This is a genomic window from Cellvibrio sp. 25HG11W-0, assembly GCF_057815475.1.
Map to the genome: position 1 here is coordinate 1,556,427 of NZ_CM174230.1, position 22,459 is coordinate 1,578,885.

Consider the following 22,459-nt stretch of genomic DNA (forward strand, 5'->3'; position numbering starts at 1 on the left):
ATGTCTAGCGCTAAGTGCCGCTATTAGTGATGATGACCGCCTGCGCCGTGGGCGTGGCCGTGATTCACTTCTTCTTCGGTTGCTGCGCGAATTTCGGTGATTTCAACATCAAAGTTAAGGTCAACACCTGCCAAGGCGTGGTTGCCGTCGATAGTAACTTCATCGCCTTCTACTTTGGTGACGGTGACGACTTGTAAGCCGTGCTCGGTTTCAGCGTGAAATTCCATACCGACTTCAATGTTGTCGATACCGGTAAACATGTTGGTGGGCAGCACTTGAATCATGCTGTCATCGCGCACACCGTAAGCTTCTGCTGCAACAACAGATACTTGAAGTTTGTCGCCAACTTTTTTGCCTAAGAGCGCATCTTCCAGACCGGGGATGATGTTGCCTGCGCCGTGCAGGTAGGACAGTGGCTCTTGCCCTTCGGATGAGTCAAGTACCTTGCCAGTACTGTCGGTGAGGGTGTAGTGAAAGCTGGCAACGCAATTCTCGGTAATGTTCATAAAAAAGCCTATAGGTCGGTGAATGTCTTGAGGATTAAGGGTGAAAAAATTCGGCCAGTGATGCGCCGGGCGAGTTAGAAGTGCTCGATGGCTTTGCCATCCAGCGTCGCTTTATTGATGTATATAGTGTAGACGTCGCCTTTTTCTTCTTGTTGCAAGCGCACTAACATGTAGTGCCACTTGGGGGCGAGCCAAGCGTAGGTGATACGTTTATCTGTTTTGTGGCTGCGCAGAATTTTTACAGTTTTTACTTTGCCAAGCGGCGTGTCTAACACTTCTTCGCCGACTTTTTCAAAGCCATAATCTTTTAAGTGGCCGCCATCGGCAATTTGATATTCAAATTTATCTAAGCCATTAATTAAGTCTTGCTGCAACTGTAATTGATAGCTGAGTTTGTCCTGCACTTTTTGGGTGATACCCATTTTCCACGTAGTTTTTTGCACATTGTTGGTGACGCTTTTATCGGCCCAGTTAAAGGTGAGTTCGGCATCGCGGTCTTTACCTATGCTGCGGCGTGCGTAAACATAGTGCTGTGGAATAACCGTTTGCAGCGTGGGGTTCCATACTAGGGTGCTGTTTTCAGTAATGCTCCCGAGAAATGATTCAGCTTTAAAAAGTAAGTTGTAGTGGTTGTCCGCCGTTTTAGTTAATGCGTTAGTGACGGTGATTTTAAAACCGTAGAGTTTAGCTTTATAAATATTTTCAAAGGTTTTGGGCGCATCAGCAGCCATGCTGCTCAGGGGCAGCAGGCTAACGAGTGACACAAGTACACTTAAACCCAAATAACGCAGACTACGCATAAAGAATCCTTAAGGCTGATTGGCCTCTATTTGATAGCCCGCGACCGACAAAAGTTCACCATCGAGCAGTGCTTTGCCATGATTCATGGTGAGGCGTTCTTCTGCAAACCACTTTACCGCGAGCGGATATATCACATGTTCCTGACGCTGCACGCGTTTGGCGAGACTCTCAGCGTCATCACCTTCTACTATAGGTACCCGCGCCTGAATGGCAGCTGGCCCGCCATCTAACTCTGCAGTTACAAAGTGTACGGTTACACCATGATGGCTTTCACCCGCATCGAGCGCGCGCTGATGAGTGTGCAGCCCTTGATATTTGGGTAGCAGGCTCGGGTGGATATTGAGCATGCGACCGAGATAGTGCTGGGTAAAAGCCGGTGTGAGTATGCGCATAAATCCAGCAAGAACCACTAATGAAGGATCATAGCTGTCAATTATTGCCATTAATGCATCATCGAAATCTTCGCGGCTGGCAAAGGTTTTATGATCCAGTATGTGGGTGGCAATACCAGCCCCAGTGGCGCGCTCTAGCCCCAATACATTGGGGCGATTGCTGATTACGGCGGCTATCTCGATGGGTAGCTCGCCGCTGTTGCGTCCATCTATTAGGGTTTGCAGATTGCTTCCGCTACCGGAAATAAGTACTACAACACGCTTCGCTCGCGTTACCGATTCTTGGGACATTTACTTAGAGGCCCAAAAGTTCTACTTGTGGCTCGTCGCCTTGCAGTTTGGCAATGTGACCAATCACAAAAGCGGTTTCACCTGCGGCCGTGGCGATGGCCAATGCATTGGCAGCTTCGGCTGCAGGAAGGGCGATTACCATGCCTACGCCGCAGTTAAAGGTGCGGTACATTTCGCGCGCTGCAACATTGCCGCCAGCCTGTAAGAATTTGAACACGGGTGGGAAATCCCAGCTTTTGGTGTCGATAACGGCTTTGCAGTCGTCGGGTAGTACGCGCGGGATGTTTTCAGTCAAGCCGCCACCGGTGATGTGCGCCATGGCGTTAACCTGCGACTCTTTGATCAGTTTCAACACAGATTTGACGTAAATACGGGTTGGCTCCATCAGCGCATCTGCCAAGGGGCGGCCGCCACAGTCTTGGGTCAAATCGGCTTTAGAAACTTCTAGAATTTTGCGAATTAAGGAGTAGCCGTTGGAGTGCGGGCCGCTGGAGGTGAGTGCTATAAGGGTATCGCCTGCCTGTACCTTGCTGCCGTCGATGATTTCTGACTTTTCAACGACACCGGTACAGAAGCCAGCCAAATCATAGTCTTCGCCTTCGTACATGCCGGGCATTTCTGCGGTTTCACCGCCGACCAAGGCGCAGCCCGCCAACAGGCAGCCATCGCCAATACCGGAAACCACGGCGGCGGCAACATCAACATTCAGCTTGCCGGTGGCATAGTAGTCGAGGAAAAACAGCGGCTCAGCGCCAGTAACCACGAGATCATTCACGCACATGGCGACTAAGTCGATACCAATGGTGTCGTGTTTTTGCAGGTTCATGGCGAGGCGCAACTTGGTGCCCACGCCGTCGGTGCCGGATACTAATACGGGCTGGCGATAGCCTGCAGGAATTTCAACCAGTGATGCGAATCCACCTAGGCCGCCCATAACCTCAGGGCGGCGAGTGCGTTTGGCTACGCTCTTTATACGCTCGACCAATGCATCGCCGGCTTCTATGTCAACGCCTGCATCTTTATAGCTAAGGGAAGGGGTGGTGTTTTGGTTGTCGCTCATGGGAATGGCTCGCAGCTGATAACGTCGAAGTGAGTTTGAAGCTCGTTCAAATATATGGTTCAAAAAAAGGCCGCCATTCTAACAGTTAATACGCCGCCGTGCAGGTCAAAGCGCAACCAAAGTGGTGATTGAGTGTAAGTTGCTCTTGCCGTTGACGGAATTTAATCGCGGGGATTTGTTAAATTGGTTTGTCGCGGCTGGTTTTAAGCCTGTTACAATGCGGCGCAGGTGGGCTTTGCCGAACTTGTAGTCCTTCATGTGTGGAGAAAATCTCTCCTTTTGTTGAGCGCAGAGCCTGGGCCTCATTGCATCATCCAATCATTCCTAATTAGGGGTAAATCTTGTTTAGATTCTCAGGTATTGCTCGCTGTTTCAGCATTCTTGGCGGTTTAAAATTCAAGGCGTCGAGTGCCTCTTTTGGCCTAGTGATCGCGGCTTGCTTATTGAGTGCGACAGATGCTCAAGCGGGCGAAAAGGTGGATGTCTATCACGCCGAGGCGCTGGTAAAAAACGCCTCTGACAGCGAGCGCAATCGCGCGGCGCAATTGACCTTGGGTGAGGTCATTGTGCGAGTATCGGGCCAGACATCCGCGTTGCAAAATCCGCAGGTGCGCGAGGCTATAGCGCAGGCGCCCAACTATTTATTTGGCTTTAGTTATGAGGCTTCATCGGAAAAATTGGTGCGCGACGGTAAAACCTTCGCCGCCGTGAAGTTACAGCTTAATTATTCTCCCCAGGCAATTGAGCAGCTGCTGCGCAAGGCGCAATTGCCGCTCTGGCCTGCAACCCGTCCCAAGCTTTTGGTGTGGCTAGTTGCGCAGGATCAAACCGGTTTTCACTTAATTCCTGAGATTACTGACGCGGCGAGTTTGCGCGCACAGGCCAGTTTACGCGGCTTGCCCATTCAGCGCCCGGCAATGGACCTTGAAGATAGCTTGTCTATTAACGCCTCTGATTTGTGGAACCTAGATATTGAGAAAATTCGCGCTGCCTCCTTGCGCTATAAGGCTGATGCTATCTTAATTGGTCGCTACGCCCCTAGCGCCATGAATGCCTCCTTTCCTGTTATAGGCGATTTTACTGAGGCACTTGCTAGTGCAGACGCTGAGCCAGTGCCTATGGTGGCGCCAGAGTTGGACTCCTTGGGTGTAGATGCTCAGACTACAACTGTGGATGGCACAGCGATCTCGTTGGGCCCTTGGCAAAGCGATTGGCTGTTGGTTAGTGGGGAGCAACAGCAAAGCTTCACCAATGAGGCGCCTGCAGTTGCGGATTTACTGCAATCTGCCATGGACTTTAGTGCAGATTATTTTGCCAGCGTCTACGGTATACGCCCGAACAGTTCAGGCCCGCAAACGGTCGTCATCAAAATTGCTAACATCACCCGCTTTGGGGCTTTTAAGCAGGTTCAAGCCTACATCAATGACCTAGCAATGGTGCAGCACGCCGACTTTATGCGCGTCAGTGGCGATGGCCTTTGGTTGAAACTGACAATTGAGGGTGACCTGCGCTTGTTGATGGAAACCCTCGCCCTGGGTCAACGCCTTGCACCTATAGTGACGGACTCTATCGAATCTTTGAGTACGGTTGCCGTGCAGGCGGGCGGCGCACCTGATTATGCACCCGCTACCGCGCCTGATGAGGCGGCGGTGGAGGCAAGTATTAATGCTGAAATTGCCCGCGAATTTGGTTTGGACCCAGAGGCTGACATGGCTGTGCTAAATGCAGGCCCCACTGGGCAAGACCTTGCGGCAGCAGCTGCTCCCGCGTTTGTGCCGCCTCAGGCTGGCAACGCCGAAGATCCCTTGTTGTATGTCTGGCAGAAGTAACCTATGGCTGAAATGACTCATAATGGTTTGCCGCAACAGCTCTCATTAGGGGTTAGCCTTAATGATGATGCCACCTTTGAAAATTTCTATGCACCGGCGATGACCCATAACGCCATGCTAGTAGAAGGCTTACGTCAATTAGCGGTGGGGAAGGGGGAGCAGTTTATTTACCTCTGGGGGGCACCAGGTTGTGGCCTCACACACTTATTACAGGCGGCCTGCCACGAAGCGCAAACGCAGGGTTTGACGATGCAATATCTGCCGCTGCGGGAATTGGTTGGCTATGCGCCGGATGACTTATTCAATGGTTTGGAGACGCTAGACCTTGTGTGTCTCGATTGTCTGCCCTCGGTGGCTGGGCGCGCGGATTGGGAATTGGCGATTTTTAATCTCTATAATCGCCTGCGCGAAGCCAACAAAAAACTCTTGGTAGCTGCCGAGCAGAGCCCGCGTGAACTCGCTTTAGGCTTGGAGGATTTGCGCTCGCGGTTGCAGTGGGGGTTAACCTATCAAGTGCAAAGCTTGAATGATGAAGACAAGCAGCAGGCGCTACAGCTACGCGCCCGCGCCCGCGGTTTGGAACTGAGTGATGAAGTGGCGCAATACATTATTCAGCGTCTGCCGCGCGACACCAATGAGCTGTTTTGGCAGCTGCAGCGCCTTGATCACGCCTCGCTTGCGGAACAGCGCAAGCTCACCATTCCCTTCGTAAAGAAAGTGCTGAGCCTGTAGTTTATTGCGCTATGCCTTAAGATTGCGCGCCGCGCGGTGACGCAAGCTTAGGGCTAGTAAGCCAAAGACGAAAAGCGCCAAGCTGTTTGATTCTGGAACCGTGCTCAGGGCATGGCTGGTGCCCTCAAGGTTGAGTTGTATGCGCGTATTTGAGTTAAAGCTAAGACCCTGCCAATTCACATAAATATTGTGTGCATCAAAATTGATGCGGCTCGCATCCAAGCCCAACATGTTGCTGATTGAATCTACGGTGACTGAGGTGAAGTTAACGGCGGCATTTATATCGCGAATCACAAAGCCATTAAAGCTTGATGTGTCGAATGAAGTTTCGCTGTCGCTTTCAAAAAAGTTGTTGATGGTGATGTGCGTGTCGGCTATATCGACAAAAAACATATCGTAAAAATTAAACTCTACACCTGCACCAACAACCTTATCTCCCTCCTCCGCCATAATGCTTGCTTGATCTGGAAACAGGTAGGTAAAGCTCAGGCTTTCGCCGTTTAAAAGGCTCGCTTGTGCGCCGCAACTAGCGCCAAAAATAGTGGTAACGGCTAATAATTTTATAAAAGTTGTTTTCAACATAATGAAGCTTCCTTAATGATGACATGCTCAAGAGTGTGTTTGTGCTGAGTAAAGGTTGTTTGTCGCCAGCGCTTGCTCATGCGAGTAGCCACTGGCGAAGGCGATAAATTAATCGAGGCTCAAGTTGTAAATTTCCAATACGGAAGTGCCCCACGGATCTGTTTCATAGCGATCTGCTGCCCAACCTTTAGCGGCGCAGCTGTCGTTGGTGTTGCCGTAAATATCGGTGACTGTACAAGCTTGGTGATAGTTGCCCGCTTTGAAGTAGCAGCTGCCAATAACACCGCTAAAGGCGGTGGTTTTACTGGTGGTTACACCGGTGCGCTCGTTGGTATAAGCAACAGTTTGGTAGCCGCTACCATCAGTGCTGATAACAATCTGCATCATGTCACCCACTTTGTAGGCACTGTCTAAAACGTCAGAAGAAGTATCGTTATTCCAATGGGCTTCAATTTTTCCGGTATCGGTTAATCCGTCGCCAGTGCCAATACTGCTGGAATTTTTTGGGCCTATGTAACGAATTTCAAGATTGTCATTTTTGCTATCGTGAATTTGCCCAACGCTCATTTCGGGTTTGTGTGTCGGGGTTTTGGTGATGCGCTGACGAAGAGTCATTTTGCGCACAGTGTCGGTACAGGACCAGGCCGCACTGGTGTTGGTAGCCGTCATTTCACGCAACTCGCTACGTGCATAAGCGGTGCCGCTGCTGGTGCGTGAGCCACCAAATAGGTCGGTCAACACCATGGCTGTTTTAGTGTCGTTCAGGGCGAAATAAGCTGAGGAGTAAGTCGCTAACGCTGGCTGCTTAATTTCTTGGGCCGAAGTAGCGCTACCCGTGGTGTTCGTCGGGAGCGTCAGTTTCCAAAGCGCTAAACCACCGCCTATATCGGCGGGATAAACAGCGCCGCTGGTGCTGCTTGAGCTGAGGCTAGATACAACGGCTGGGTTTGAGGAGGTTGCTGAGTTAGAAGATAGTGCTGGGCTAGATGAAACACCTGTGCTCGATACAACAACAGGGCTAGATGAAGCTGGAGCACTGGAAGAAAGCCCAGTACTAGATGCGGCGAGGCTACTGGTGCCTATCTCTACTGAGTCAAGCGTGAACTCATCAATGCGGCCTTCCGCACCATTATAGGCGGCGGTAATAGTGACCGAGCTTGCTGGGCCAGAGTTGAAGCTGATGGTGGTTTTTTCCCAGCTGCTGCCGCCGCCGGTTTTGGTGTAGTTAATAAAGCCGACTTTGGCTTTTAGCGTACCTGTGCCGCGAATATAGGCGCTGAGTACATAGTTAGTCTTGGGGGTGAGTGCGATGGTTTGCGTTAGTGTGCCCGCCGCGCTGGAAATTTTTGCCGACTTACTGCCGGTATAAAAAACATCGGAACTGGCCGTGCCGCTGGCCGAGCGCGTCCAACCAGTCCAGCCATTTTCAAAGCCGGGGTTGGTGATGGTAATGGATGCGGCGTTTGCCCAGATGGCTGGCAGTAGGCTCAGGCTCGCGCCCAAGCTTAGGGTGGTAATAAGTTGTTTGACGGTTGTGTTCATTGGGTTCTCTTTTGTTGGAAGGTTATTGTTTTATTTTGGTGTGATTTCATTCAGAACTAATAAATATCGGTATTACAAAAATATATGAATATCTATTACCAATTTTTAATTATTTGTACTTTTTGTCGGTTAAGATAATAACCAAAATGTATGAGTAGTAAAGATAAATTGGTTTAATTTTAAATTGGTATTAGCTAAAAATGTCTTTTTTTGTTGATTGGTGTAACTTTACGTAACCTATTCTGGCTTGTCGGCTGGGTGGCACCTAAATCCAAGTGTAAATGTTGTTGAGAGATGAGCCAAGTCTCAGCAAATCCTCCCGAAGGCTTTTTTGTTTACCAATAGCTATATTTTGATTACCAATTTATATCTTTTGTTGACCAAATTGTAAGTTTTTGTGTAAGTTAAACCAATAATAAAAATAACCATTTAACCCTATTGAAAAGATATTTTTTCTCGCTATTCCTTAACCACATACGTATTAAAGCGCGCTTATTAGCGTCGTTTTTCTGTGTTTATTTCCTATTGAAATTATAAAAACAAGGTGAGTTTATGCATTCGGTATGTAAAAAAATAAGCAGCATTGCCGTACTTTTAGCGTTTGCAGTACAGACAGGCGGAGCACTTGCGGCGGATGTTAGTATTGAAAATCCGGGTTTTGAGAATGGTTGGACTGGCTGGACGCGCTCTGCCAGCGGCACGGCCAGTTCCGATGTTTTTTATAGCGGCAGCAAGTCGGCCAAAATATCCAGTGACTCAGGAAGTGTTACGCAAACCTTGGCGCTTACCCCCAAAACTAACTACGTGCTCAGTGCCTATATTCTTGGCTCTGGCACCCTAAAAGCTAAAGTTGGTTTTATTAATTACACCAAAACCGGCGGCAGCAGCAGTTGGGAAAAAACCACCATCAGCTTTAACTCCGGTCCGGCAAGCTCAGTCACCATTACTGCGGCCTATGCTGATGGCGTTACCCGTTTTGATGACTTCTCCCTCAGCACTGCTGCTGTGGCAAGCGCCTCAAGTCTCGCAAGTTCGGTCGCAGCGCAAAACTGCACTGATAATAATCCCTTAACTATTGTGGCTGCCGTTGATGATGGGACTCATGATGGTCATGGGCCTGCCAATGCCATAGATCAAGACATGAGCGACGAGTCACGCTGGTCATCTTCAGGTCAGGGCAAGTGGATTAGTTTTGATTTAGGGGGCATTGCTCAGGTTAAGGGGCTCGCCTTTGCTTGGCTTAAGGGTGATCAGCGCACGACGAATTTTGATGTGCAGATATCCAACGATAATGTTGTTTGGACTCCTCTGCTGAGTGGACAGCAGTCGTCGGGTGCTGCCACTGGTTTTGAAGCAATCGCCCTATCAACCACGGCTGCGCGCTACGTAAAATTGATTGGTCAGGGCAATAGCGCCAATGGCTGGAATAGTCTTATAGAAGCGCAAATAAGTGGCTGCTTCAATGGCCAGACAGTTCCTGTATCCAGCTCAAAGACATCATCTAGTTCGCCAAGCGCTATTGCCGCTTCAAGTGCGGTAGCTGTCTCGACGGCGGCCTCCAGCCTTGCACAGAGTTCAGTTGCGCCAGCTAGCACTGCCAGCAGTTTTAGCTTGATAAATTCGAGTGCTGCGCTCAGCAGTCAAGTAAGCTCAAACAATCAATTAAGTTCAAGCAGCCAGGCAAATTCCAGCAGTGCCAGCCTTGCTGCCTGTACGACTACTGTGACTAGCACCAGTGCATTTACGACAGCTATTGCCAGTGCGCAGCCGGGGGACACTATTTGTATTACCGGCAACTTTACTTCAAGTATTAAAGTCGCGAACAAAGTCGGTACTGCGAGTCAGCCCATTACGGTGCGCGCCACTAACGCGCTTTCCAGCACGCTTGCCGCTATAGAAGTTAACGCCAGCGCTTACATTGTGGTGCGAGATTTTGTGTTTAAGTCTTCTGCCAGTACCTTGTTTAAAGTGGTTAACTCACATCACTTAAGTATTTTGGCAAATGATTTTGATTTTAGCGGCGCAGGTTCACAAAGTGGTGTTATTACAACTGCTGACAGTGTGGCGCTAAACAGCAACGACATTACGATTGCGTATAATAGTTTTCGCGATCACACCTTCCCAGGTAATGATTTCCAAACCAAGCAGAGCGGCAGCTACATTAAAACCCTCTTGGGTGCGTCAGGTGTTATCGCCAATCGTCTCTGGATTCATCACAACTATTTCAAAAATATGGCGCCGCACATTAGCGCTGGTGCAACGACACCAGACGGCGATTCGGATCGCGAAGCTATAGTATTTGGTGAGGCGAATTCACAAACGCTGTCGACTAATCATCTGGTGGAGCACAACTTATTTGAAGATTGCGATGGTGAAAATGAAATCATCACCATTAAAACGTCTGAAAATATAGTGCGCTACAACACCTTTAAAAACTCCTTTGGCTCAGTGTCGGTACGCTTTGGTCATCACAGTGAAATCTACGGCAATTTTTTCTTCGGTGAAGGCGCGAGCGAAACCTATACAGACCCCAATTATCAAACCGGTGGTATTCGTATTTATGGCACCGACCACAAGGTGTACAACAACTATATGCAGGGTTTAACCGGTACTACTTGGCGCCTGCCGATACTGCTTGATAACGGCGACACCGATGGTGTAACTGGCAATAGCCATCAGCGCCCACAGCGCGTAGAAATTACCAATAACACTATTGTTAATTCCGAAGGTGGAATTGCCATAGGTAATCCAGGGTTTCAAGCTTCCTATACCAAGAAGCCACTGACTAACAAAATTGCCAATAATATTATTGCCAATAACCGCGGCACCCTAATGAGCGATGTGGGTGAAGCTAGTAATCTCTTGGAGGGCAATATTGCCTATGTGGGCGGCACTGCGGTCTTGGGTGTTAGCAAGTCAGCGGGTGAGGTTTGGTCGGTAGACCCCATGTTGCAAACCACCGCCACCAATGGCTTTAGTCTGCAGCGTTTAGGCTCTGCCAGCCCCGCGATTAACGCCGGAAAAGGCAGTTACACCTATGTTACTCAAGACATGGATGCCGAGCCACGCACAAATGCAGACGTGGGTGCAGATGAATATTCGGCGAACCCTAGCCCCAGTATTACACCGCTAAACCCCAGTGATGTTGGGCCTGCCGCGAGCAGATAAAATGCGTAGATAGTTGCAGTGGCTTGCAGATTTAATGCGGGCAGTTAGTGCGAAAAAAGCGAGCCGGTTGTTAATAACTGGCTCGCTTTTTTGTGAGTGAAGCTTATTAGCTTAGGGTGCGGCAGAAAGATCATTGGCGCGCGATCTGAATGAAGTGCCAAATAAAGCGATTGGTGATAGTAGTTTTGATCGTAAATTTCTTGCTACTGAATACGTGAAAAAGTCGATTGCCAATACTAATTTAAAACAGCGTAAGCATTTGATATTCCTAATAATAATGTCTCTGCCGAGACTTCTGTTGAACGCAAAGAGTTGTGGTTAGATATCAGCAAATTCTAGTAAGTAAATTCCCGTTTCTTAGCTATTAAGCTAGGTGTTCTTAAGGCAATTCCCTTCGAATGTTGACATTGACGACAGTTAACGTTAACATTTTGGTTGAGTTAATTTTGCCGAACTATAAAAAGAGCCCGGCGTGTCGCAAGGGGCTATAAGATCGAAAACTTCGCCAGTTGTAGTTCTGTATTTTGCGTCACCTCAATAATAGTCATAACAACACGCGGCTTCGCGCGAGGAACTTTTATGTTTAAAAATATCGGTTACAGGTTTTTACTTGCTGCTTGTGCGGGGTTTTTGTCCGCGTTGAGTGGCGTGATACTTGCCCAGACAAATAGCGTTTTTGGGCTTACTGATGATGGTGTTCTATATCATTTGGACGGTGGGCAAACGGGTAGCTTTGCCTACCTGTGTGTAAACGGGGACTGTCACAGCGCGATTAAAGTAAATGGTCGTTATGAGGCAACCTTCTCTGGTTTAAATACATCTGCAAACTATGCCATCGAATTTAAAATTCAAGACAATAACCTTGGTCAGTGCATTGCGTCTGGCACCGTGAAGTTGGCGGCGGGCTTAGCGAGCTCATCCTGTTATAGCGGTGCTCTGACGGCAAGTTCTATGGCTTCCAGCCCTACGGTGTCAAGTGCTGCTGCGGTCTCTTCTAATACTGCTGTAAGCAGTGTAGCGACTACCGCAAGTCAGGGTGTTTTTGGCTTTACCGCGGCGGGCCTGCTTTACCATTTAGATGGCGGTCAAACCGGTAGCTTTGTTTATCTCTGTGTAAATGGCGACTGCCGTACAGCTAATAAAATAAATGGCCGCTACGAGCGTTCATTCGCGCCCTTAAATGCAGCCACTAACTACAGTGTTGAATTTAAAATCCAAGACAATAAAACTGGACAATGTGTTACTCAAGCGACCCTATCCTTGGGTAATGCATTAGCAGCAACACCCTGTTACAGCGGTAGTACTGCACTGAGTTCAGCTAGCAAGGCTAGTTCTGCGCCATTGAGCAGTTCGGTTGTTGCAAGTAGCAGTCCAATAAGCTCGGCCATTAAATCATCGGCGCCAGCATCGCTTAGCTCTTCTGTTGCCACTGCTTCGTTAGTCGCTAGCTCGCTGCAAAATAGCTCTGCCATTAATAGTTCTGTTATGAATACCTCCGCAGCGAATAGTTCTACCGCTACTATTGGTGATGACAATATGGGCGTAGAAAAAATAAATGCGACCAGTGCGCTCTATTGGGTGAAAGATAATGCGGCTTGGCCTCGCAGTGGCGATTTTTACAGTTGTAAAAATGGTGATGCCGACTGCTATGCTGCCAGTTTAAAGAATGGTCGCTGGGAACGTACCCATACCAACATGACACCAGGTAACTATACTGCGGTGTTAAAAGTGCCTGGCCTAGGTGCCGATAAGTATCCAAAATTAAGTTTTACTTGGGAGGGTGGCGGAGCTTCTGGCGCAAGTTCTTCGGGTAACCCTGGTGCAGTAGGACAGGGCGGCACACGTATTATTGCGCCCAGTTTAAACAAAGAAATCTATCCCGCACTGGATATAAATTTTGATTTAGAGCGCAAGCAAAACTATTTGGTGGGCGGTTTACACAACGCGAGTTATTACGGTCACACACTTTACACCTTTGCTAATGATACCGCTGGTGTTAGCAATTGTAGCGGTGGTTGCGCCACTAATTGGCCGCCACTTATCGTCAGTGATGTGGCGGCGTTAGTGGCTATGAGCCATGTGCGCGGGACTCTGGGTACTATTACGCGCGCCGATGGCAAACTACAAGTTACTTACAATGCTAAGCCTTTGTACTTCTATGCGCCGGATACTAAAGCAGGTGATCGCAAGGGGCAGGGTGCAGGAAATATTTGGTTTGTTGCAGATGTAGATGTGGTGCCGGTTGCTGCTCAGCTATTTCAAGCTGCCTTAACAACGCCAAAAAATATGCCCAGAGCAGTTAATGGTTTTGCTTTTGATATCCAAGAAAATAAAGTTACCTTTCAATTTGGCACTGTGTTGGCCGAGGTTTCTGCGCCGGGTGTCAGTATGTTTTGTTCGGTAGATCAAATGGAGTTTGCAGAGGTAGATGTTAGCAGTGGTTCGGCCACCATTCCTGCCGCTTGCGCCAGTGCTAGTCGCTATTGGTATTTCTTTCGCTACAAAATGAAAAATCCAGGCGCCGGTAGTTATGTGATGACTAATAGTCATGACTATGACCCAGACACGGCTTATCAATACACGGCGTTATTTATCAATGATGGTACGCGCTTGGATGTTACTAAACGTGGTTTATTTGATGACACAGGTGCTAATTGGATGCGCTTTCGTCATCCCCGCGCCTACGATGGCGTAACTGAGGCAATACGCGATGCTTCGCATAACTCATCGCGTTTAGCGGAGTTAGCACGCTATTCAATACATGCCATAGAATCCACTAACAGTGATGGCTCAATCGATTTAATTCTGGATTTAAATCTACCCGAAAGTCAGGGGCTGGTGCGTTTAGAAGGGTTGGAGAATGGCGCGGGCGATGCAAAACTACCCACTTGGCGCTATCAGTTTACTCCATCAAATGGTCAGCGTACCTACAGTCAAGATGGTTGGAGTTATGGCCAAAATATTAGTTTTGAAATGACGGGAGTTGTGGGTGCAATTAGTTCGCAAACCTATAATACCTATCAATATTACACCTTTGGTTTAGGTTTCCATTCACCCATTGGCGACCCACGTTTATCGCTTGTGGGCAAGGGTGGTACCTACATGCAGTTCAATATTAAAAACTATAGTGGTGAATATAAAAATGGTCACCTAGGCGCAGGTATTCACGATGTGATTATGGAGAAGGCTGCCATTTTTACTCAGCACCTAACGACCCTACACGACCCTAAAGAGGTGGATGATTTTTTGTGGGGCCATCATTTGTTTCACGGAGTGAAATTGCAGGGTTCAACGGCGGAGATGCCCAGCCAAGAAAATCTAGGTTCTAACCCTGGTGACACGGGTATTGGCCGTGAAATTACCGCTATTAAGAAAGGTGGCCCCGTTGCCTGTGGCGACTGCCATTATCGCGATGGTCGCGGTTCTGATGTTATAGAGACTACCAGTGGTAAGCGCATTGCACCGCCTACGTTCGGTGTGGGTTTACTGCAGTATATTGAAGGTCGTGAAGCCGGATTCACCTGGAGCGGTAAAGTGCCTACGGTGCGCGAGCAAATTAAAAATGCTTTGATAGCAGATCATCAAATTGATCCAGATAACGCAGCAGATATATCGCCAGCTAATTTGGAATTAATTAGTCGCTACACCGAATTTTTAACGGTTCCTGCGCGCTTTGCCGGTGTCTATGAAAAACCAGGCGTTAAAGATGGCGATAAACTTTTCCGCGATATTGGTTGTGCCGGTTGCCATCAGCCTATACAGAAAACCGTGAGTCATGCGCCGGAAAAATTCCGTAATCTTACCATTCGTCCCTATACTGACATGAAAATTCACCAGGTAGCCGATGGCAACTATCGCACTGCACCTCTGTGGGGTTTAGGGCGTAATATAGATTTATTGGAGAATAACAACAAACTGGTGAATGGCGAGCTGGCTATGGGTGTTGCGCTTTATGGCGGTTCTAATCAGGCGGCTATGGATACCCATCACATGCGTGTTCGTCCGTTGCTGTTCTTGCACGATGGACGCGCCACCTCATTGAAAGCGGCGATACAAAAACATCGCAATAGCAGTACTACTAGTTCGGATGCGGATGCGGTGATCAATCGCTATGATGGACTCAGTGCAACCCAGCAAGATAGTATTGAAAAGTTTTTGCGCAGTTTGTAATTTTTTATTGTTAGCTAGAGAAGCCCGCTCAAAGCGGGCTTTTTTTATGGTGCGCCGAGCATGGCGACATTCTAGGAGGTGAAAGTCCTCTGTGCGCCTCGTCGAGGAGGAAGCACTAGCCTATGCAAGGGTGTCCATCGTGAGGTGGAATCTGAAGGAGTTGTAGCGCAGCGGAAACCATGAGCGAAGCGAAAGTGACCGAAGGGAACGGTAACCAAATGGCAAAGCAAGGTGATGACGAACAGACAAAAGCGAAGTGTTGAACAGCTTTAGCTGGCCCGAAGGGTAGGAGCGAAGCTAGGTATAAATCAGATAGTTAGGCTGTTACAGCGGGGTAACTTGGCCATAGACAAATAACCCTAACCTCGACCGGACGTGTGTAGCAGTAGATCTGGCGTTGCCTTGTGAAAGATTGTCGTCTTACCTCGGGAGATCTTGTTGTGTGTTTCGCGAGAAACTAATTCGTCAGCGATGGTGAATGATGCATAGCAAGAAGTCAGCAGAGGGCATAGTAGTTATTCGACGTACAAGAATAACGAAGGCCTGAACTGGTAGTAACAAGAAGCAGTGAGTCCGCTCTCTGGGTTGTGGTGCGGCAGCAAAGGGTGAAAAAAAATGAAGCGAGTAGTTTTTTTCATCGCTCGTTTGTATTGGGTAACGGCGGCACCGAAACTCGATGCAATCAAGAGCAGCAAGCAGCACAGGCGAAACGAAAACACGAGTCTTGATAATGAGTAATGAACTGATGGACGCAATCTGCGCCCCATCAAACTCAAACAGCGCATTCAAACAAGTCAAACGCAACAAAGGCGCAGCAGGTGTGGATCGGTTAACGATTGAAACCACTGAACACTGGTTGCGTTCACACAACAATGCCCGTGAGTTTCGCCAACAACTGCTCGACGGAAACTATCACCCGCAAATGATACGCGGCGTGAAAATTCCCAAGGCCGATGGCAGCGAAAGACAACTTGGCATACCCACCGTACTCGACCGCTGGATACAGCAAGCGATAGCGCAAGTATTAACGCCGCTCTATGAGCCGCACTTCTCGAATTCCAGCTATGGATTTCGCCCGAAGCGCAGCGCGCATGACGCGTTAAAACAAGCGAGTGCCTACGTGAAAAGCGGAAAAGTCTATGTGGTGGATGTGGACTTGGAGAAATATTTTGATAGCGTCAATCATGATCGGTTGATGTCGCGCTTATCGAAAGCAATAAACGATAAGCGCGTACTGACATTGATTCGTCGTTATTTAACGGCAGACTTGTTACAAAACGGGCTGGTAGGGCAACGACAAAAGGGTACACCGCAGGGCGGTCCCTTGTCGCCTCTGCTATCCAATATTGTATTGGACGAACTGGATAAAGAACTTGAACAACGCGGTCACTTATTCTGTCGCTACGCCGATGATTGCAATATTTATGTCAGCAGTCAGGCAGCAGCAGAGCGGGTCATGACCAGCGTCAAAGGTTTTATCGAAAGCAAACTCAAACTCAAGGTCAACGATCTTAAAAGTGCCTGCGCGTTGGTGAGTGAGCGGCAGTTTCTGGGGTACCGCATTCACAAGAGTGGTGATTTGGCGCTATCGCCGAAGACACAAGTGCGCATGAAGCGACGAGTGAGGGAGCTGACGTACCGAAACCGGGGGCGCGCGTTTGAGCAGGTTATTTCGGAGCTAAATCAATTCTTGAGGGGATGGCTGCACTATTTTCGCTTGGCGAGATTAAGCACAAAATTGCAAAGTCTGGACGAATGGATCAGGCGGCGACTACGGTGTTATCGACTCAAGCAACGCAAGCGAAGCTACAGCATTGCAAGTTGGATTATTAGCTTGGGTGTGAAAGCAACTCTGGCGTGGCAGCTGGCCATGTCCTCGAAAGGTTGGTGGCGACTATCGAGAAATCCAGTGATTAATCAAGCGCTGTCGAATGCATGGTTTAAGGAGCAAGGCTTGTACAGCTTGCGAGAGAATTACGCGTTATTAAATTTACCACCAGAACCGCCGTATGCGACCAACGCATGTACGGTGGTGTGAGAGGACGGAGGCCGTGAGGCCTCCTCCTACTCGATTGTAAAACTATGAGCTTTTTAAAAGCTTTTATGCGATGCAAAGGGCTTTTTTTTACATCGCCCAGTCACCATGGCGCGCACGAGTGCAATGCCTGTTATTTTCTGCATTACCAAAATTGCTATAACGTGAATGATTACAGCTCCCAGCATTATATTGGCACTGTACTCGTGTAAGTTTTCCACCCAGTCTTCGCCCCAAAATTGATCAAGCCCCATCATCCAGCCGCTTGTGGCGGTGATGAGTAGGAGCATTAGCATCAGTAAAATCATCGCGCCTCCTAAGGGGTTGTGGCCCTGCTCGGGGTTGTCAGCGCGCAAGCCATTTTTCAAATGATGTTTGAGTCGTTGAGGGGTGGGGAAGAAATCCGCGAAGCGCGCTCTGGGGCTACCGATAAAGCCCCAGATAATGCGCAGTAGCACCAAGGCAGCAATGGTGTATCCCGCCCATTCATGCAGGTCTTCGCCCTCTTCGAACACAAAATAATTGAGCAGAAAAAGGCTAGCGGTCGACCAGTGAAAGACGCGTACAAATTTATCCCAAATAATGGTGTTGCTCATATTCGCGTAAAATCCTGTTGTTAGTCTTCGATTTTTTTCTTCACTATTTCACCGGTAACGGGGTTGAAATAGACTTCGATTTTGACAAACTTATCGCCTTTTTCATTCAGGCCCCAACCGTAAATCTCGTAACAGTTGCCATCGGTCTGGAATTTTTTAATGGCAAAGCCATATTCGTTAACAATCTTTTTTTGCATCTCTAAGACATGAAGCCACTCAGATTGTGGCGCCTTGGGACAGTCGGCGTTTGCGTGTGCGGCAGCAGTAAAAAGCAGCGAGCTAAGGCCAAGTGCGGCAATAGACGAAAGTGTTAGGCCTAGGGTTTTGCTAAAAAAAGTGTTTTTAATGTTGTTGTGCATAATAAAAATCCTCAATGGTGTAATGGAAAAATAAAATTGGCGGGGTTTAGACTTGGGCCCAGCGGCGCAGCAAGTTGTGATAAACGCCTGTAAGCCGCAAAATAGTATCTGGGTTGTTGGTAGCATTTTGTGACAATGCTTGAATCGCTTGGTCTAAATCGTAGAGCTGAGCGCGCTGAGCGGTATCTTGCACCATGCTCTGTATCCAAAAAAAAGAACTGCAGCGACTGCCTTGGGTAACAGGCATCACTTGATGCAAGCTAGAGGCGGGGTAGAGCACTATATCGCCTGCATTCAGTTTAATTTCCTGTGCGCCAAATTCTCCTTCAATGACTAATTCCCCTCCGCTGTATTCATCCGGCTCGGATAAAAAAAGGGTGGCTGAAATATCGGCGCGCAGGCTGATGTTAGTTCCCGCAATGTTCATCACGGCAGCATCAATGTGTACGCCATAGTGCTCGCCGCCGCTGTAGCGATTAAACTTAGGTGGATAAATTTTGTGTGGTAAGCAGGCCGAAATAAATTCTGGGTGCTGGCCGAGTGCGCGCAAAAGTTGCTGGCCCAATGTAAGCGCGGTGGGGTGCTGTTCATCTAATTGACGATTATGTTTTACCTGTGCCGATAAGCTGCCTGCGGTCGTGCGGCCGTCAACCCAGTCAGCGGAGTCTAGCTCAGCGCGTAGTTGTTTCACGTCGTGTTTGGTTAAGAAATTTTCAATTACAACCAACATAATGGCGTTCCGTTCTAAGTAAAAAAGTGTAGTTAGATAAATTCATTGGGCTTTAGCAGGTTGATAAATAGCCACCTCATTAATGTCGGCGAGCGTTGCGCAACCGGCTAATGCCATGCAAGTTTCTAATTCGTCGCGCAAGAGTTTAAGCAAATGTGCCACACCCAAGGTGCCCGCTACTGCGAGCGCATAAACTTGGGGGCGCCCGATCAAAACGGCGTTGGCTCCCAGTGCTAAGGCTTTAAAAATATCGCTGCCGGTGCGAATGCCGCCATCTATTAATAGCGGGAAGTCTTTGCCAAGTGCGGCGCGTATAGCCGGTAGTGCGGCTATGCTGGCGGGGGCGCCATCAAGGCTGCGTCCGCCGTGATTGGAAACGATGATCGCGGCTATGCCTATCGCTTTTAATTGCAGGGCATCGTCTGGGTGCAATACCCCTTTGGCAATAATTGGCAGTTGCGTTTGGGTTTGTAGCCACTGGATGTCTGCAAGGCTGGGGGCTTCGCGCATCATGCCTTGAAAAATAATACTGTCATCAGCACGCAACGCGACTTGTGCTGATGCAGTGAAATGTTGCAAATTAATTGGGGCTGCGAAGCTAGGCAATACAAATCCAGCGCGCTGTGCACGCTGGCTTAGCGGTTGTATGGGCGCATCCAGTGTAATAACAATGGCTTGATAGCCAGCTGCTTGCGCGCGCTGAATTAATTTCACGCTGTCTTCACGTTTAGGTTGTAAATACAGTTGAAACCACTTATTGCCCGAGAGTTCCTGCGCAACGCTTTCTAAGGTTGTGGACGCGAGTGTGCTACACACAAAGCCTGCGTCGAGTAATTCGGCGGCGCGCGCGCTGGCAATTTCACCTTCGGGGTGTACCAGTTTTTGCGCGGCGACGGGTGCCAATAATATAGGGTGACGAAATACGTGGCCCAGCAACTGGCTGCGCGTGTGGCCTTGGGTGCAATCGCGCAATAAGCGCGGATAAATTTCAATTGCATCAAAGGCGCTGTTGTTGCGCGCAAGGGTTAATTCTTTGCCGCTGCCACCGCGAATATATTCCAGCGTGGGCAAGTCAATAAACTCGCTGGCCATGCGCGCATAATCTGCACTCGAGATAAGCTCGGGCGGTAGTGTGCGAAGTTTTTCGCGAGCAGAATAGGGCGCGTTTGGTGTGTATTGAGTCATTAATCTGTTCACAAAAAAACGAATAAAGGTAAATGCAATACCGCGATAACTGAAAGTATGCAGGCGAATTAATTTTCTAACCGTCAAACAGCATAACAAAAACCATAAAAGGGAGCGCGCTTGCGCGGCCCCCTTGTGTGCTTTTTATACTTCGTGATTAGAAGTCATAGGTGACGGTTAGGTTAGCGCTGCGCTTATCGCCAATGTATACAAATCCACCGCTGCGGTAGGCCGCTGTGTAGTAGTCTTCATTGGTGATGTTGTTGATGTTTACGCGCAGGTTTAACTGTTCATTGATCTTGTAGCTGGCAAAAAGATCAAACAAGCTGTAGCTAGGCACTTCATAGGAGTATTCGCCAGTGGTGGTGCTGAATGACGCCGCCGTGTCGGGCTGGCCTACATAAAATTCGCTTGAGTAGGTTGCCGTTGCACCGAGTGAAATAGCATCCGTCGCTTGATAGCGCAATTGTAGGTTGAGGCTGTCATCGGCGAAGTTGGCCATCACCTTACCTACTTGATTGGGGTAAGAGCTGCTGCCGTTGGGCGCGATAACTTCTACAGTACCATCCAAATAGGCTTCGAGAATTTCTGAATCCATGCGAGTGGCATTAAATTGCGCGCTAAGTTTTTCAGTGATGTTGCCGGTGATGGAAAATTCTATACCTTGCACACGGTTTTTACCGGTGTTGTAGGTGCCAGTAGTGGAGTAGCTATTGGCCGCATCGCCTTCCATGACATTGCTTTTGGTGATTTGGAATACCGCGGCTGTCACCAAGAGTTTTTCGTCGAAGAATTCCCACTTGGTGCCCAATTCAATATTTTCCGAATCTTCTGGCTTGCCTCTGCCAACAGTGGTGCTGTCGCCACAAATACCGCCGTAACCACAGCTGCCGCCTACATCAGATTCGCCGCCGTTAATATCGGTTGCGGTGCTGTAGGTGATATAAATGTTGGCGTCATCGGCAAATGCGTACACAAAACTTAGGTGACCATTCCAGTAGCCATCATCATAAGCAAAAGTGGTTGATTCACCGGCACCACGATTGGCGGTCACAACGTTTTCGTAATTAAAGCTGTCGTAGCGCAGCCCAGTAAACAGCGAGAGTTTATCGGTGAGGTCGATGGTGTCCATTAAAAACAAGGATGTTGTATCTATGTTGTAGTCAGAATCGACGAGACCTTTTGCAACGCTGCCGGACCAAATTTTGTTGATGTTGAGACCGTTGGTGAGCGCCAAGCCGTAATTCATGCTGGGACCAAAGCCGCCATTGCTCGACAGGTAAGGCGACGCATCGGTGGTAATGTTGTAGAGACCATTTTGTACACTTTCATCGGTAAATTCACCGCCGAAGACAATTTTATGAGCCATGCCGGCGAATTCGGTGTCGAGAATAAAATTGGTTTGGTTGCCGATGTAATCGACTTCTTGCCAGCCGTTGTGAGTGCTGCTAATACCGGTAGATCTACCGTTTGATGTCACGTAACCATTGCTGGTTGAGCCGGTGCGCAGGCCGTTCTCTACACGGAAGTTATCGCTGAAGGCGTAGGTCATTTTCAGCGTGAAGGCGCCCACTTCCGTGTCGAGGAAGTCGAGGTCTTCTTGCAGATAAACTGGTGTGTTTTTAGCGGGTTTGCCATCGACAAAATAGGTGCCTAAGTCGGGTGTGTCTTGCGCTTTTAAATAGTAGTAGTCAGCCACTAGGTTGAATTTTTCGTTGGGTGTATAAGAGCCGGAAAGCAATGCGCCCAGGCGCTCTGCATCGGCAGGGCTGCGCTCGGGGGTCTCTTTGTAGGAGTGCAAAAGGTTGGCGCGCAGGGCGATTTCATCGTTTACTTTTTTGTTGGTATCTAAAGTTAGGCGATGGTAGGAATCGGTACCTATACCTGCATCCACACTGGTGAAATCATATTCGGTGCTGGCTTTTTTGGTGATGGTGTTGACTGCGCCGCCCGACGAACCGCGACCTGCAAAGGTAGAGCTGGGGCCTTTAGTGATTTCAACTTGTTCAGCGGCAAATGTTTCGCGGGTACTCATGCCGGGGTCGCGCATACCGTCTACGAACACATCGCTGCGCGCTTCATAACCGCGAATCACATAGCGATCGCCAAAAGCGTTGCCGTTTTCGCCGGTGCCGAGGGTTATGCCGGGTAATTGCGCGAGAACATCGCGCATATCCGCACGGCCTGATTCTTCAATGCGCGTTTGGGTTAATACCGTAATGGTTTGTGGGGTATCGGCAATGGGTTTTACATGGCGTGCATCGCCCGACACCTTAGCTTTGTATGGTGCGCCCGCTTCAGCGTAGGGGTTGGTGTCTATGGTGCGCTCTTCAATTTGTAGGGTGTCTAGTTCAATCGCGTCTTCGGCGATGGCACCCATGCTGCCCAGTACGGCAGATATACCGAGGGCGAGAGCATTTTTGCTCGGTGAGCGCAGGCTGTGGGGGCGTTTTAATGTCTGGGTCATGTGCTAATTCCTAT

16 protein-coding genes are annotated in these 22,459 nt (G+C 48.8%); 5 read left to right on the forward strand and 11 right to left on the reverse strand.

Annotated features, from left to right (window positions below):
• Positions 1–23: 23 nt before the first annotated feature.
• From AC0KUT_RS06480 to purM, 4 genes are all read right to left on the reverse strand, one after another.
• Entirely contained in the window at positions 24–506 is a 483-nt protein-coding gene (locus AC0KUT_RS06480) for an FKBP-type peptidyl-prolyl cis-trans isomerase (protein WP_488834473.1), read from the reverse strand.
• A 74-nt stretch (positions 507–580) separates the two neighbouring features.
• Positions 581–1,306 carry a DUF3108 domain-containing protein gene (locus AC0KUT_RS06485; RefSeq protein WP_488834475.1) on the reverse strand — a complete coding sequence of 242 codons (726 nt, stop codon included), beginning with the start codon at positions 1,304–1,306 and terminating at the stop codon, positions 581–583.
• Between the two features lie 9 nt (positions 1,307–1,315).
• Positions 1,316–1,990, reverse strand: a complete 675-nt coding sequence (purN, locus tag AC0KUT_RS06490) for a phosphoribosylglycinamide formyltransferase (RefSeq protein WP_488834476.1) — start codon at positions 1,988–1,990, stop codon at positions 1,316–1,318.
• Positions 1,991–1,994: 4 nt separating this feature from the next.
• The gene (purM, locus tag AC0KUT_RS06495; protein ID WP_488834478.1) at positions 1,995–3,050 is read right to left on the reverse strand and encodes a phosphoribosylformylglycinamidine cyclo-ligase; all 1,056 of its coding nucleotides are present in this window, start codon (positions 3,048–3,050) and stop codon (positions 1,995–1,997) included.
• Between the two features lie 341 nt (positions 3,051–3,391).
• On the opposite strand from purM, the gene AC0KUT_RS06500 reads away from it, so the two are divergent.
• The gene (locus AC0KUT_RS06500) at positions 3,392–4,879 is read left to right on the forward strand and encodes a DUF2066 domain-containing protein (RefSeq protein WP_488834481.1); all 1,488 of its coding nucleotides are present in this window, start codon (positions 3,392–3,394) and stop codon (positions 4,877–4,879) included.
• A 3-nt stretch (positions 4,880–4,882) separates the two neighbouring features.
• Positions 4,883–5,611: a DnaA regulatory inactivator Hda gene (gene hda, locus AC0KUT_RS06505; RefSeq protein ID WP_488834483.1), complete on the forward strand. Its 729-nt coding sequence runs from the start codon at positions 4,883–4,885 to the stop codon at positions 5,609–5,611.
• Between the two features lie 9 nt (positions 5,612–5,620).
• Here hda and AC0KUT_RS06510 read toward each other — a convergent pair whose 3' ends face one another.
• Positions 5,621–6,193, reverse strand: a complete 573-nt coding sequence (locus AC0KUT_RS06510; protein WP_488834485.1) for a PEP-CTERM sorting domain-containing protein — start codon at positions 6,191–6,193, stop codon at positions 5,621–5,623.
• A gap of 108 nt (positions 6,194–6,301) precedes the next feature.
• Positions 6,302–7,735, reverse strand: a complete 1,434-nt coding sequence (locus tag AC0KUT_RS06515) for a polysaccharide lyase family 7 protein (protein WP_488834486.1) — start codon at positions 7,733–7,735, stop codon at positions 6,302–6,304.
• 552 nt (positions 7,736–8,287) lie between these two features.
• On the opposite strand from AC0KUT_RS06515, the gene AC0KUT_RS06520 reads away from it, so the two are divergent.
• From AC0KUT_RS06520 to ltrA, 3 genes are all read left to right on the forward strand, one after another.
• Positions 8,288–10,903: a chondroitinase-B domain-containing protein gene (locus tag AC0KUT_RS06520; protein WP_488834488.1), complete on the forward strand. Its 2,616-nt coding sequence runs from the start codon at positions 8,288–8,290 to the stop codon at positions 10,901–10,903.
• A gap of 579 nt (positions 10,904–11,482) precedes the next feature.
• Positions 11,483–15,073, forward strand: a complete 3,591-nt coding sequence (locus AC0KUT_RS06525) for a family 31 carbohydrate-binding protein (RefSeq protein ID WP_488834490.1) — start codon at positions 11,483–11,485, stop codon at positions 15,071–15,073.
• A 730-nt stretch (positions 15,074–15,803) separates the two neighbouring features.
• Entirely contained in the window at positions 15,804–17,111 is a 1,308-nt protein-coding gene (ltrA, locus tag AC0KUT_RS06530) for a group II intron reverse transcriptase/maturase (RefSeq protein WP_488834491.1), read from the forward strand.
• Between the two features lie 53 nt (positions 17,112–17,164).
• Here ltrA and AC0KUT_RS06535 read toward each other — a convergent pair whose 3' ends face one another.
• The 5 genes from AC0KUT_RS06535 to AC0KUT_RS06555 all read right to left on the reverse strand — a co-directional run bounded on the left by AC0KUT_RS06535 (position 17,165) and on the right by AC0KUT_RS06555 (position 22,445).
• Complete coding sequence (locus tag AC0KUT_RS06535; RefSeq protein ID WP_488834493.1) at positions 17,165–17,704, reverse strand: cytochrome b/b6 domain-containing protein; 540 nt, start codon at positions 17,702–17,704, stop codon at positions 17,165–17,167.
• A gap of 20 nt (positions 17,705–17,724) precedes the next feature.
• A complete protein-coding gene (locus AC0KUT_RS06540; protein ID WP_488834494.1) occupies positions 17,725–18,063 on the reverse strand; it encodes a PepSY domain-containing protein in 339 nt (112 codons plus the stop codon).
• A 46-nt stretch (positions 18,064–18,109) separates the two neighbouring features.
• Positions 18,110–18,793: a Fe2+-dependent dioxygenase gene (locus tag AC0KUT_RS06545; RefSeq protein WP_488834496.1), complete on the reverse strand. Its 684-nt coding sequence runs from the start codon at positions 18,791–18,793 to the stop codon at positions 18,110–18,112.
• Positions 18,794–18,835: 42 nt separating this feature from the next.
• Positions 18,836–19,978 (reverse strand): alpha-hydroxy acid oxidase, encoded by a 1,143-nt coding sequence (locus AC0KUT_RS06550; RefSeq protein ID WP_488834497.1) that lies wholly within the window; start codon positions 19,976–19,978, stop codon positions 18,836–18,838.
• 157 nt (positions 19,979–20,135) lie between these two features.
• Positions 20,136–22,445, reverse strand: a complete 2,310-nt coding sequence (locus AC0KUT_RS06555) for a TonB-dependent receptor (RefSeq protein WP_488834499.1) — start codon at positions 22,443–22,445, stop codon at positions 20,136–20,138.
• Positions 22,446–22,459: the final 14 nt, after the last annotated feature.

Excerpts from the sequence above, each read along its gene's own strand:
- AC0KUT_RS06550 (WP_488834497.1), bottom strand. The coding sequence starts at position 19,978 with ATGACTCAATACACACCAAACGCGCCCTATTCTGCTCGCGAAAAACTT.
- AC0KUT_RS06545 (WP_488834496.1), bottom strand. The coding sequence starts at position 18,793 with ATGTTGGTTGTAATTGAAAATTTCTTAACCAAACACGACGTGAAACAA.
- AC0KUT_RS06510 (WP_488834485.1), bottom strand. The coding sequence starts at position 6,193 with ATGTTGAAAACAACTTTTATAAAATTATTAGCCGTTACCACTATTTTT.
- AC0KUT_RS06480 (WP_488834473.1), bottom strand. The coding sequence starts at position 506 with ATGAACATTACCGAGAATTGCGTTGCCAGCTTTCACTACACCCTCACC.
- ltrA (WP_488834491.1), top strand. The coding sequence starts at position 15,804 with ATGAGTAATGAACTGATGGACGCAATCTGCGCCCCATCAAACTCAAAC.
- purN (WP_488834476.1), bottom strand. The coding sequence starts at position 1,990 with ATGTCCCAAGAATCGGTAACGCGAGCGAAGCGTGTTGTAGTACTTATT.
- AC0KUT_RS06540 (WP_488834494.1), bottom strand. The coding sequence starts at position 18,063 with ATGCACAACAACATTAAAAACACTTTTTTTAGCAAAACCCTAGGCCTA.
- hda (WP_488834483.1), top strand. The coding sequence starts at position 4,883 with ATGGCTGAAATGACTCATAATGGTTTGCCGCAACAGCTCTCATTAGGG.
- AC0KUT_RS06485 (WP_488834475.1), bottom strand. The coding sequence starts at position 1,306 with ATGCGTAGTCTGCGTTATTTGGGTTTAAGTGTACTTGTGTCACTCGTT.
- AC0KUT_RS06520 (WP_488834488.1), top strand. The coding sequence starts at position 8,288 with ATGCATTCGGTATGTAAAAAAATAAGCAGCATTGCCGTACTTTTAGCG.
- AC0KUT_RS06535 (WP_488834493.1), bottom strand. The coding sequence starts at position 17,704 with ATGAGCAACACCATTATTTGGGATAAATTTGTACGCGTCTTTCACTGG.
- AC0KUT_RS06555 (WP_488834499.1), bottom strand. The coding sequence starts at position 22,445 with ATGACCCAGACATTAAAACGCCCCCACAGCCTGCGCTCACCGAGCAAA.
- purM (WP_488834478.1), bottom strand. The coding sequence starts at position 3,050 with ATGAGCGACAACCAAAACACCACCCCTTCCCTTAGCTATAAAGATGCA.
- AC0KUT_RS06525 (WP_488834490.1), top strand. The coding sequence starts at position 11,483 with ATGTTTAAAAATATCGGTTACAGGTTTTTACTTGCTGCTTGTGCGGGG.
- AC0KUT_RS06515 (WP_488834486.1), bottom strand. The coding sequence starts at position 7,735 with ATGAACACAACCGTCAAACAACTTATTACCACCCTAAGCTTGGGCGCG.